Annotated in this window: 13 protein-coding genes and 1 pseudogene; 7 read left to right on the top strand and 7 right to left on the bottom strand. The window is 38.6% G+C overall.

Features of this window, described 5'->3' with window-relative positions; all coding sequences use genetic code 11:
• Positions 1-381: 381 nt before the first annotated feature.
• The 4 genes from DWW96_RS08765 to DWW96_RS08755 form a co-directional block, all read right to left on the bottom strand.
• Entirely contained in the window at positions 382-672 is a 291-nt protein-coding gene (locus DWW96_RS08765) for a cyclase family protein (RefSeq protein ID WP_117910151.1), read from the bottom strand.
• Entirely contained in the window at positions 618-1,193 is a 576-nt protein-coding gene (locus DWW96_RS08760; RefSeq protein WP_117910150.1) for a hypothetical protein, read from the bottom strand. The genes DWW96_RS08765 and DWW96_RS08760 overlap by 55 nt, the downstream gene beginning before the upstream one ends.
• Before the next feature lie 161 nt (positions 1,194-1,354).
• The gene (locus DWW96_RS14265; RefSeq protein WP_181988212.1) at positions 1,355-1,504 is read right to left on the bottom strand and encodes a hypothetical protein; all 150 of its coding nucleotides are present in this window, start codon (positions 1,502-1,504) and stop codon (positions 1,355-1,357) included.
• Positions 1,501-1,875, bottom strand: coding sequence for an MmcQ/YjbR family DNA-binding protein (locus DWW96_RS08755; RefSeq protein ID WP_117910149.1), 375 nt, complete (start codon positions 1,873-1,875; stop codon positions 1,501-1,503). Before DWW96_RS08755 ends, DWW96_RS14265 begins: the two co-directional genes overlap by 4 nt.
• Before the next feature lie 247 nt (positions 1,876-2,122).
• Between DWW96_RS08755 and DWW96_RS08750 the strand changes: the two genes are divergently transcribed.
• Together DWW96_RS08750 and DWW96_RS08745 are read left to right on the top strand one after the other, a co-directional pair.
• Positions 2,123-2,446 carry a MobC family plasmid mobilization relaxosome protein gene (locus DWW96_RS08750; protein WP_055180592.1) on the top strand — a complete coding sequence of 108 codons (324 nt, stop codon included), beginning with the start codon at positions 2,123-2,125 and terminating at the stop codon, positions 2,444-2,446.
• Positions 2,413-3,771 (top strand): relaxase/mobilization nuclease domain-containing protein, encoded by a 1,359-nt coding sequence (locus DWW96_RS08745; RefSeq protein WP_117910148.1) that lies wholly within the window; start codon positions 2,413-2,415, stop codon positions 3,769-3,771. Before DWW96_RS08750 ends, DWW96_RS08745 begins: the two co-directional genes overlap by 34 nt.
• A 176-nt stretch (positions 3,772-3,947) precedes the next feature.
• Here the strand turns inward: DWW96_RS08745 and DWW96_RS08740 are convergent.
• Positions 3,948-4,297, bottom strand: a pseudogene (locus tag DWW96_RS08740) (helix-turn-helix transcriptional regulator).
• 147 nt (positions 4,298-4,444) lie between these two features.
• On the opposite strand from DWW96_RS08740, the gene DWW96_RS08735 reads away from it, so the two are divergent.
• From DWW96_RS08735 to DWW96_RS08715, 5 genes are all read left to right on the top strand, one after another.
• A complete protein-coding gene (locus tag DWW96_RS08735) occupies positions 4,445-4,642 on the top strand; it encodes a helix-turn-helix domain-containing protein (RefSeq protein WP_015515114.1) in 198 nt (65 codons plus the stop codon).
• Complete coding sequence (locus DWW96_RS08730) at positions 4,623-5,312, top strand: response regulator transcription factor (RefSeq protein WP_117910147.1); 690 nt, start codon at positions 4,623-4,625, stop codon at positions 5,310-5,312. Before DWW96_RS08735 ends, DWW96_RS08730 begins: the two co-directional genes overlap by 20 nt.
• Positions 5,309-6,250 (top strand): HAMP domain-containing histidine kinase, encoded by a 942-nt coding sequence (locus tag DWW96_RS08725; protein WP_117910146.1) that lies wholly within the window; start codon positions 5,309-5,311, stop codon positions 6,248-6,250. The genes DWW96_RS08730 and DWW96_RS08725 overlap by 4 nt, the downstream gene beginning before the upstream one ends.
• 98 nt (positions 6,251-6,348) lie before the next feature.
• On the top strand, positions 6,349-7,272 hold the full coding sequence (locus DWW96_RS08720; protein WP_117910145.1) for an ABC transporter ATP-binding protein: 924 nt from the start codon (positions 6,349-6,351) through the stop codon (positions 7,270-7,272).
• Positions 7,265-7,972: an ABC transporter permease subunit gene (locus DWW96_RS08715; protein ID WP_117910144.1), complete on the top strand. Its 708-nt coding sequence runs from the start codon at positions 7,265-7,267 to the stop codon at positions 7,970-7,972. Before DWW96_RS08720 ends, DWW96_RS08715 begins: the two co-directional genes overlap by 8 nt.
• 341 nt (positions 7,973-8,313) lie before the next feature.
• Here the strand turns inward: DWW96_RS08715 and DWW96_RS08710 are convergent, their stop codons facing one another.
• Entirely contained in the window at positions 8,314-10,779 is a 2,466-nt protein-coding gene (locus tag DWW96_RS08710; protein WP_117910143.1) for an ABC transporter permease, read from the bottom strand.
• Positions 10,776-11,447 carry an ABC transporter ATP-binding protein gene (locus DWW96_RS08705; RefSeq protein WP_005341592.1) on the bottom strand — a complete coding sequence of 224 codons (672 nt, stop codon included), beginning with the start codon at positions 11,445-11,447 and terminating at the stop codon, positions 10,776-10,778. Before DWW96_RS08705 ends, DWW96_RS08710 begins: the two co-directional genes overlap by 4 nt.
• Positions 11,448-11,552 lie beyond the last annotated feature (105 nt).

Genomic DNA, 11,552 nt, shown 5'->3' with positions numbered 1-11,552 from the left:
TTTTATTATGAAATCCTTGAGAATAAGCTGTCAACTTTTTTTATACCACACCAAAGATAATGCACTATCAACACACTCTTAAGTTTGCTTCTAAGTCTTATTTCCATAACTTTAGGGTTAACCATACGCAAGACCAATCACTCTCGGACAATACTCATGATTTTCGGTAAAAAACGTAAAAGAAATAAGAACAATTAACAAAATGTATAATAACAATCAATAGCGACTAATGATTTTCATGTAAAAGGACACCAAACTATACGGTGTCCTTTTCAAATTCTTACGTCATATCAAGGCTCATTCAATCGTGGTAAATTCGTGGTAAAATGAGTGCTTTCCTATATTTCAAAATGCTTGAAAGTATAGTGTTTATGCGGATAATCAAAAATCAGATATAAAATTTAACTTTAAAGAATAGTCATTATTTTCTGCAACTTTTTGGGAACAGTCAATTACACATAGTGGCATTACACATTCTTTTAATTGAATTTTTTCCAATGTTCTACCTGTTTTATCCGCATGTGCAGGTACATCAACGTGGGTTCCATATTGTCCGGGAAATGAATATGTATATGCCTTTACTGGGTAGTGGTCAAAATCTAGTTTTATCTCCTTTTTTAAAGGTTCAAATCCTGGCCATCTAGGTGTATTTTCCCCAAACTCATGTGACAAATCTGAAACTCACATATTCTTATTTCTTCGCAGTCGAAATAAACGAATTTTACAAAAAATCCATCTATCCCCAAACGCTCGAATAAAAACAGGGTTTTTTCATTCTTTTCATATGTATTGCATAATGCAATAATCAATTTTCTTTTATCTTTCCCCCAGTAATCAGGATTATCCTTATCCATATTTTCTATATCAAATAATAATTTTATAAATGCTCCCCCTGGTTTTATATCATCTGGGTGATTGAAAATATAATTTTCCATCTCATATAATGCGTTTGTTAAATTATCCACATTCTCCAATACATTCTGATTGAATTCCCCTCTCATATTATCGTAATATTCCTTTAATTCCGTTACATCTTGATTTGGGGAATTAAAGTTTCCAAACCAAATTTCTAATATTTCTAAAGTGCGTTCAACTTTTCCCCAAAAATGCATTAATTCCTTTTCTGCATAATGGAATTCTTCCCCACTGAATTTCTCTTTCATTCTTTCAAAAAAATTTCTTAATGTGTTCAATTCAGTATCTGCTTGTTTAAATTCAACAAGTAGAAATAATATCTAATCACCACAACATCTTCTGTTTCTTTTTCCTTTGACTGCATACACACTTTCAACCTTTCTCTGTGTATCTCTTACAATTGGTCCACACGTTTTTACTCTATACACACAATACACCCTCAAAGTATGGGGGCAAATTTCCTGCTCAGATCTGCATCTGGCTGTTTTACAGCATCAATCAAATCGACCTGACACTCTTCTACTATGCCCTTTACTAATTTTTCTGTATTTCCATGATGCACAGATGCATATACAATTGCTTTTCTCATTTGTTTTCCTTTCTACCTGCTCCATCAATCAGGTCATAACTCATATCCAAAAAGTCCAGTATCTTTGCCTCACTGACCGAACCATCCAGTAAAATCGTGATCCAGTGCTGTTTATTCATATGGTATCCTGGCAAAAATCCATAAGTCTGAATAATCATGCGGGTCATTTCTGGATCGCACTTTACATCCATGATGTCAACCAGATCATTTCCCTCTAATCTCAGTTTCGATTTTTCAACCGTCATGATCACTGCATACCATTTCCCATTTTTATGTCGAAGTACTGCACTGTCCGGTAGTTTGCTCCATAAATATTCCGGAATTGTGCCATACTGATTCTGCACATATTCAAAAATTTCTTCTTTCTTCACAATCTATTCAACTCCTGATTCTTCTGATATCCTGCCCATAATCATACCACATTTTCGTATCCCGTACTACCTGCCAAATTCTTTTGCATTTTCCCGGTTCTCCTGACTTTAACTAATAGAGGGATAAAACAGCAAGGACAGGAAGTGTATATACACTTCCGAAAAACCAACAATTTAGGGAACCCTGCCCTAAATTAAAAACTCAGAAGTCACTACTTCGAAGAACCAATGAAAGGAGAATCTGCCTATGGCAAAGAGAAAAAGAAATATACAAATTTTGTTTTGTGTTTCCCCGGAAGAAAAAAAGCTGATTCGCAGAAAGATGATTGAATCAAAAACAAAAAATATGGGAGCTTACCTTCGTAAAATGGCAATCGACGGTTACATCGTCAACACCGACACTACTCCGCTAAAGAAACAGTATGAGGAAATGCACAAGATTGGCGTAAATATCAATCAGATTGCGAAAAAAGTAAACAGCACCGGAGATCTGTATCCGGAAGAAATGCAAGAATTGAAAGAGATGGTGAAAGAATTATGGCGTATCTTAAGATCTTCCCCATTAAAGTAACAGACAAGAAAGCTCTGGACTATATTACAAATCCAGATAAGACAGATGAAAAACTGTTAGTTTCCAGTTTTGGCTGTTCTCCGGAAACTGCAGATCTTGAATTTTCTATGACAAGAGAAATGACAAAAAAGAATGGAATGGACAAAGGTGATAACCTGGCATTTCATCTGATCCAGTCATTTAAACCTAGAGAAGTTGATGCCGAAACTGCCCATCGCTTAGGGCAACAATTTGCAGATGAAGTACTGAAAGGAAAATATGAATACGTGATCAGCACCCATGTTGATAAAAATCATATCCACAATCACATCATCTTCAACGCTGCAAGTTTTGTTGATCATCACAAGTATGTTTCCAATAAGCGGAGCTACCATAAACTCTGCAGAATCAGTAATCGTATCTGTCACGAAAATGGACTTGCCACCAGTATGCCAACCGGAGAAAAAGGCAAAAGTTATAAGGAGAACATGGAATATCATCGTGGCACCAGTTGGAAAGCTAAACTTCGTGTTGCGGTTGATAAGGCAATCTGGTCCTCTATCAATTATGAAGAATTTTTACAGAAAATGCAGTTGGCAGGATATGAAATACGACAGGGAAAAAATTTATCCTTCCGGGCACCTGAGCAGAAAAATTTCACCTATATGAAATCTCTCGGAAGCTACTATACAGAAGAAAATGTCCGACTCCGCTTAGAGAAAAATCGTTATAAGACGAAAACTCCGAAGCCTTTGTCCAGAGAAGCTCGCCTGTATATCAATATCTCCACCTATATCACAACAGGCAATCGTGAATGCTTTGAACGCTGGGCAAAACTGAATAATCTAAAAGAAGCTGCAAAGACGTTCAACTATCTCTCCGAAAATAATCTCTTAAACTACGAGGACTTCCAACAGCATATTTCCAATGTTGAAAATTCCATCAAAGCGGCTGATCAGCACATCCAGAAAATCAACACTGAGCTAACCACGCAGAAAGTCATTCAAAAACATTGTGACTCTTATCGGCTCTGTCGTAAAGTTATCGAAGATGCAAAATCAGCTCCAAATCCCACAGCATACCGGAGCAGACATCAGGCTGAATATCAGCTCCACGATTCGTTAAAAAAAGAGCTTCAGGATTTCGGCATTACCAAAATCCCAAGCTCTGAAAAAATTCAGAAACGAATTGACAATCTTGTATCTGAGAAAGCATCTACTATACGAGAGAAGCAGGAATTGCGGAAAAAGCAACTAACACTGGATATCATTCAGCAAAACTTTTCAGCACTACTCAACACGCAAAATATTGCATTATCCCATCCACTTCCCGAAGAAACTTTGTAATCGAATAGGCGGGGATTTTGATTAAATCCCCGCCTATTCGATTATTGAAGAGAAGATGTATCTTTCTACTGTTTGTTAGTCGAACATAATATACTTTACATTGCTTTATGATTACTTACTTTAAATTTTTAGATTTATTTTTCTCTACTCTCTCAACGATCTAAGCCTTGTTTGTGTTACTCCGTATTCCTCACGCTTTTATAAACTAATCTTTCTATTACAACAAGCTCTTTTTCATTCATAGAATTTAGGAGTACATCAATGTGCTTTCTGCAAGAGCTTGACCTTGCCCCTCCGTCCGCATGAATAAACTGGTCAACTGAAACGTCAAACATGGTAATGAGTTTAACAAAAAGGTCGAAACTGGGATACTGACCTTTGTTCTCAATATTCAAATGGTACGGGAGTCACGGTCTACTAATTCCGCAACATAGGATTGTGTCCATCCCTTTTCTTCTTTGGCTCGTTTGAGAGCCGCCCCGAGGCCGTGAAAGTCAAACCTTCTTTCTTCTTGGTCCATTCTCATATCACCCTATATCATTGTACATTTCGGGTCGGGTTATGAGAATGTAATGAGATTTTACACAAGGTAGTATTTCATTTCATCAATATGCAGCCTCCAACTTGTATTGTTCGAGATAAAGAACTATAATGTACTCTGTGGAGGTGCGAAATGGACTATATGACATTGAAAGAGGCCGCCGAGAAGTGGGGCGTGACACCTCGTAGGGTAAATTATTATTGTGCTGGTGGGCGTATCCCCGGTGCTGTGAAAATGGCCGGTGTTTGGCTGCTCCCTAAAACTGCGGAGAAGCCGACTGATAGGCGCAGAAAGGAAGGAAAAAAGAATAATGAAGATTCTCTTAATTGAAGATGATATAGAAATAAGTGAAATGTTATGTAGCTATCTTATAGCAGAAAATTTTGAAGTTGTCTGCGCTACCGATGGTCAAAAGGCATGTGAGGCTTTCGACATTGGTTCTTATAGTATCGTCTTGTTGGATTTGATGATTCCCAAAATTACAGGTATGAATGTAATGAAGTATATTCGTCAAAAAAGTACGGTGCCAATTATCATCATTTCTGCAAAGGATTCGGATTCCGACAAAACTTTAGGTTTGGGCCTCGGTGCGGATGATTATATTACAAAACCGTTTTCCATAACAGAGGTTATGGCGCGTATTAAAGCAAACATACGGAGAAATACCGAATATGCTGCCGTACAGCCAGAGCAAACGAAACTTGTGTGGGGCCCATTGGTTATGAACATGGAAAATCACACCGTCACAAAATCAGGCGAGATTATCGAACTGACCGCAAAAGAATTTGATATTTTACGACTGCTTCTGGAAAACCCACAAAGGGTCTACACAAAGGCTCAAATCTATTCTTTAATTTGGAATGATGCCTATATGGGGGATGAAAATGCCGTCAATGTTCACATCAGCCGTTTACGAACGAAAATTGAGGATGATCCACGAAAGCCACAAGTTGTTATAACTGTATGGGGAATTGGCTATAAGCTGGGAGAACAGAAATGAGCAATGCGATAATTATCTTTTTACTAACCCTCTGTATTATGATTTTAATCTGTATCATTGTGTACCAGCAGTTTGTATTCCATAACGGAACAAAAGCAAAAATACATGAGATCAGCAGCAAATTGAAAGAACTTCTTGACACCGACAGCGACGAAAAAGTGACAGTCTTTACCGATAATAAGGCACTGATAGAGCTTGCAACACAAATCAATCGAATGTTGGAAGATCGGCAAAAAGTAAAAGTTGAGTATCGGCGGGCTGAAATGGCATCCAAAAAGATGTTATCTAACATTTCCCACGACATTAAAACTCCCATGACAGTGATTCTTGGCTATTTGGAGATTATGCGTTTGAACGGAACCCAAAGCAATGAAATGTTGCAAAAGGTAGAAAGCACTGCCCAGCGGGTAATGGGATTGATTACACAATTCTTTACGCTTGCTAAATTAGAGGCTGGCGATACAGATATGCCATTGGAGCGTTTGAATGTGAACGAAGCCTGCCGGGAAAATATTTTGGATTTCTATGAACTCCTTTCACAAAAAAATTTTGAAGTGGAAATTAACATACCCGATCATGTATTGTATGCAAATGCCAATAAAGATGCGTTGCAAAGAATTATGTTCAATTTGATTTCCAATGCAATTCGCTATGGCGGCGATGGAAAATATTTAGGTATGTTTTTGTGGGCAGATCAGGCACATATCTATATAGACATTGTGGACAGGGGCCGTGGAATTGAAAAAGAATTTGCCGATTCGGTTTTTGATCGGCTGTTTATGATGGAAGATTCCAGAAATAGTGCTATGCAGGGAAATGGTCTTGGACTGACGATTGCGAAAAATCTTGCCTTGCAACTCGGTGGCGATATTACTTTAGAAAGTCATCCGCACCAGAAAACAGTTTTCACTATTACGCTCAAGAAAATGGCCTATTAAACCATAGGTCATTTTTTCAAGAAAGAAATTTGTAAGAATTATTCAAGAGTTTTGAAAATCGAACTTTCTATAATGTCAGTAGAAAGGAGGGCAAGACAATGCCATTTATTTTACAAACAAGTGGTCTTTCTAAAAAGATCGGTAGTAAGGCACTTGTCACTGATGTTAATATTCATATTCCCAAAGGGGAAATTTATGGTTTTCTTGGTCCTAACGGAGCTGGTAAAACCACAGTGATGAAGATGATTACTAACCTTTGGAAACCTACCAGTGGGACTATTGAGGTGTTTGGAGAGGTATTGACTCCAAAATCCTATGAAGTCTTAAAAAGAATGGGAAGTATCATCGAGTTTCCCACCTTTTATGACCACATGACCGGGCGTGAGAACTTACAGCTTCATTGTGAGTATATGGGCTATTACAATGTTGACAGTGTTGAAAGTGCGTTGCAAATGCTGGACTTGACATCAGCAGCCGATCAGCCGGTCAAGAACTATTCCCTCGGCATGAAAGAACGCCTCGGAATTGCAAGAGCCATTATGTGCAAGCCGGAACTGCTTATTCTCGACGAACCCACAAACGGCCTTGATCCAGCAGGAATGAAACAAATCCGTGATTTATTAAAAACACTTTGTTCGGAGTACGGTATTACCGTTATGATTTCAAGTCACATTTTATCTGAAGTGGAGAGTATTGCGGATACCGTTGCTATTATCCATCACGGAAAAATGATGAAAGAAATTCGTATGCAAGATATTGAGGAAATTAACCTCAATTATGTGGAGCTTTCTGTCACGGATGAAAAGCGGGCTGCCTATGTCTTGACTGAAAAGTTGGGTCTGCAAAATTTTAAGATTCTTGACAGCGGTAAAATTCGCATATATGACCATGCAGCGTCTACCCAGCAGTTGACGAAAATACTGGCTCTGAATGATGTTGAAGTTGTGAGCATTGGAAAGAAATCTGAAACGCTGGAGGACTACTTCTTGAAGCTGACCGGGGAGGTGAAATATCATGCTTAAACTCATTAGGCTGGAATGGAAAAAGAATAATGTAGGCAAGTACATTCGCAATGTGGTTATCATGTCGGCTCTGATCTGCCTGTTCATATTTGCCCTTTGCTATTTGGGAATTGCCAATGATCCTGATACGGGTGTTCCTGATGCGGTGCCGGGTAACAGTGCGATTTCTTCCTCTATCGAGCTGTTTACAAGCATGGCTTTTCTGGTGTTTACCAGTGTCATGTTGTCCACATACATTGTGAGCGCCTATAAAAACAAAACCATGAACTTAATGTTTTCGTATCCAATTAAGCGACAGAAAATTCTCGTTTCTCAAATGTTAGCTGTATGGATTTTCAATTTTGTGGCTCTGGTGCTGACAAAACTATTGATTTACGGCTGCATTTTACTTGGTTCACAATTCATGGTTTCCTCATTCCCACTGGACTACAACATGGCAAGTATGGGGTTCTATATTCAGTTACTCTTAAAGTCCGTTGTCATTGTAACCATGAGTTTTATCGCCTTGTTTATTGGTATGGCTATGAAGTCCTCAAAAGCTACCATCGTATCATCTTTTCTGCTGATTTTTTTGACACAGGCTAATGTGGGCGATTTTTCTTTGGCGGATAATGCCATTCTTCCTGTTGTACTTATGATACTTTCCTTAATCTTTGCGTTTCTCTCGATTTACAATGTGGAAACTAAGGATTTGAACTAAAATGCTCGATGAAAAGGAAAGTTCTTATAGTGATGCCAATTATAAATTGATATTAAATAGTTATTAAACTGCCGGGCGACGGCAAAAGAAAAAAAGCCGTCGTCCAGCAGACACATTTCCATGCGCCTATGAAGCGGCGGCTTTGAGAAAAATCAGAGCCGCCGTAATTTAGAAATGACGCGTGAAGATATGATATGCTCCCTTCTAAGTAGACAAGAGAAATAATAAAATCTTGTTTATTTAGAAGGGATTTCTTTATGGCACGGCGGTCCTTTTAATCATATTTGGCAATTCTGTTTTTTTATAGCGTTTCCCTTTGTATATATGATGTTTTTAATATATTACTCTGCATATCGTATCCGATCAATCAAACTCAATTTTCGGAAATTTGCAGATACTCCATATGTGAGCAGTACCTGTAAAAAGGCAACCACACAAATCAAAAGCACTGCTGGGACCACTGGAAAATGATACTCACTGATCTGAAACATGTGTTTGGTTTTTGCATAAAGAAATGCACCATATCCTACAAGACTTCCAATGCCCACAGAAACTGCCAATGTTCCCAAAGTATAGATGATTCCTTCCAGTTGCAGCATACGGATCAACTGTTTTTCAGACATTCCTATCGCCTGTATCATTCCAAGCTCCCGCCTTCTTGTGTAAATACTGTTCATCATAGTGTTCACAAGATTCATGATTCCAATTCCACCCAGAATAATCAGAAATGCATAACACAAAACGCTCATCAACCGCATATTCTTTTCCCACTTCTGAAGTTGCTCTTCATAACTTCCTGTCACCAGGTATTCACTGTTGTCGGCAAGTGCCTGAAGTTCCTGATATGCACTGTTCTTTTTCTGATCATTCACTGTGATTTCCAGTGTGTAGTTCAGATTATTGGGATTCATTTTTTCCAACACTGATTGGGGCAGATAAAATGAACTTCCGCCAAGGCTTTCATAGTAATCTCCGATGGCTCCTATCTCAAAAGTCTTTTCTACCTGATCATCTCCCATATTCAAAACCATCTTCAAGGAATCTCCCACTTTCAGTTCCGGGAACCAGTATAGCATATTAGCAGACATGAGGATTTTATCTCCTTTTTCCAATTCTTCATATGTCACATGTCCTTGTATCTCTCCTTTTTCCAGCGTTTCTGCATAAGATGCATCCAGTCCAATAATATCCGCGCCCCAAATTTCACCATCCATAGATAGTTTCGGAATTTCGCCATTCATAAATGTTTTTACCTTTACCTCTTCCACACCGTCTACATCACGAACCTGATCAATAAACGCTTTCGTCAAAGGGTTATTCTGCTGAACCTGTCTCCAGTCTCTGTCCGGATTCATTTTGTCCCCACCCCATGTTTCCAATTCAATTTTATAATCAGATTCAATATCCTTTCTTGCAATTTCTTTCGGTGCCGCGCAAGATAAAATAGTTGCCACAACCATGAACAGAATACCAGTTGCTCCTAATGTAACAATCGTAATCCCAGTCCTCTTTTTATTTCTTGCCATATTTGCTTTTGTCAAACGAAAAATCGTGAGATTCTGATAGCCTTTCCGTACTTTTTTCCCACGTTTTTCTAACCCCTGATAACGCATAGCCTCAATGGGCGAAACTTTGGCAGCAATTCGCATCGGTTTTGCCAAAGAAACTGCGGAAGTAAAGAGCACTGTCATAATGGTAATCGCATAAATCCACCAGTGCAACAAAGATACCTCACCATTTTTTACAAGTTCTGCTGCTACCTGCATTAGAGGGTCTTCGCCTGCCATAAAAGTAATCATCTGTTTCATAATCCATCTGGACAGGAAACTACTGATAAGCAATCCTACAGGGAGGGCAAGCGCCGTAACAAGCATTCCTTCACGGAATACCATCTGCCGAATCTGTCTTTTGGTGGAGCCTATGGCTTTTAATTTTCCATATTCCTGTACTTTTGGTATCATAGACACATAATAAATACTGTAAATAGTCAGGATTCCTGCTAAAACAACCATAACGATTACCACGATCATTCCTTTTACAAATGACGGATCCGTATAATTTGCAACCAAATACTCTCTGTTTTCTACCACATTTCCCTCAGGTACACCAAAATCCTCTCCGATTTCTTTTCCCCTCTCTTCGATTTCATCTGTTGTCATATGCTCTGCATCTGCCAGACGGAACATCACACGATATTCTCTGTCTGCTTCCGGTATCATCTGTTTCGCATATTCCATGGAATTCATCACAAAATACATTTTCTTTTCTTTATTCAAATCAGAAGATTCCATAAAGCCACAGATGCGGAAAGTGTCTTCTTTCGCATATCCCATACCGTCTTTTTCGTAAATTTGGTATGGAATCGTGATTTCATCACCCAATTTCCCCTGAATTCCCAGTTCCTCTAAAACTCCCTTGGAAACAACAATATCTTTTTCATTTTTTGGGAAAGTTCCTTCTTCTAACTCCGCTTTGTTCAACCGAATCCCATTATTATCCATAGCGGTCATAATGATTGTGGCATCATCATCTATAATCTGTCCCAAATCCATTCTCAGACCGATTTCTTCTATATCATTATGCACCTGAAGTGCTTTGGTGTTTTTCTCGGAAACTTGGCGGAACATAATATGGTAAGTTGGATAATAAGCATCCACCGATGCAAGCTGTACGCGGATCATTCCATATCCCACCGTTAAAACAACAAATATCAGAAACGTAGTCAGTGCAATGGCGCATCCACATAAAAAGTTTCTTCCTTTGTTCTGTTTTACATTGGCAAGCGCTGTTTTTGTTACTGTTTTCATGCTCTCACCACCTTACCGTCTTCAATGACAATCATACGGTCAGCCATCTGCGCAATGGTCTCATCATGCGTGATCATAACCAGTGTCTGCCCATATTCTGAAACACAGGATTTCAACATAGAAATCACTTCTAACTCCGTCTTGGAATCCAAATTTCCTGTTGGTTCATCTGCTAAAATAATCGCCGGGCGGGATGCCAACGCTCTTGCAATAGCAACCCGCTGCTGTTGCCCACCAGAAAGAGTATTCGGTAAGGATTTCAATTTATCCTCCATTCCGATTCTACAGATAATATCCATAACATACTCTGTATCCACTTTCTTTCCATCCAATCCAATGGGTAGCACAATATTTTCCCAAACATTTAAGGATGGTACTAAATTATAACTTTGGAAAATAAACCCAATCTTTCTTCTGCGAAACACTGCAAGTTTTTCATCTTTCAGTTGAAAAATATCTCTTCCTTCTATCAAAACCTTTCCGGAATCAGGACGGTCCAATCCTCCCAGCATATGAAGAAGAGTACTTTTTCCCGATCCAGAACGTCCTACAATTGCTGTAAATTCACCTGGTTCGATTATTAAATCTGTATGGTCAATAGCTTTCACCAAATTATCGCCTTTTCCATAATATTTCACAAGATCTCTTGTTTCTAATATTGCTTTCATAAACTTTGAAGCCTCCTCTTTCTTTGCTAATGTCATTCTATCAATCCAGTCTTACAGTAGGCTTACAAAAAGCATAACAATTTTGTAAGAAATCTTTTTTTCAGA

It is taken from the genome of Eubacterium sp. AF17-7 (assembly GCF_003461285.1).
Taxonomy (GTDB): Bacteria; Bacillota; Clostridia; order Lachnospirales; family Lachnospiraceae; genus Eubacterium_U; species Eubacterium_U album.
This window is presented reverse-complemented; position numbering and strand designations above follow the sequence as displayed.

Bases quoted from the DNA above. Each gene is read 5' to 3' on its own strand.
- DWW96_RS08710 (WP_117910143.1), bottom strand. From the start codon at position 10,779: ATGAAAACAGTAACAAAAACAGCGCTTGCCAATGTAAAACAGAACAAA.
- DWW96_RS08720 (WP_117910145.1), top strand. From the start codon at position 6,349: ATGCCATTTATTTTACAAACAAGTGGTCTTTCTAAAAAGATCGGTAGT.
- DWW96_RS08730 (WP_117910147.1), top strand. From the start codon at position 4,623: ATGAAGATTCTCTTAATTGAAGATGATATAGAAATAAGTGAAATGTTA.
- DWW96_RS08715 (WP_117910144.1), top strand. From the start codon at position 7,265: ATGCTTAAACTCATTAGGCTGGAATGGAAAAAGAATAATGTAGGCAAG.
- DWW96_RS08725 (WP_117910146.1), top strand. From the start codon at position 5,309: ATGAGCAATGCGATAATTATCTTTTTACTAACCCTCTGTATTATGATT.
- DWW96_RS14265 (WP_181988212.1), bottom strand. From the start codon at position 1,504: ATGAGAAAAGCAATTGTATATGCATCTGTGCATCATGGAAATACAGAA.
- DWW96_RS08735 (WP_015515114.1), top strand. From the start codon at position 4,445: ATGGACTATATGACATTGAAAGAGGCCGCCGAGAAGTGGGGCGTGACA.
- DWW96_RS08750 (WP_055180592.1), top strand. From the start codon at position 2,123: ATGGCAAAGAGAAAAAGAAATATACAAATTTTGTTTTGTGTTTCCCCG.
- DWW96_RS08745 (WP_117910148.1), top strand. From the start codon at position 2,413: ATGGCGTATCTTAAGATCTTCCCCATTAAAGTAACAGACAAGAAAGCT.
- DWW96_RS08705 (WP_005341592.1), bottom strand. From the start codon at position 11,447: ATGAAAGCAATATTAGAAACAAGAGATCTTGTGAAATATTATGGAAAA.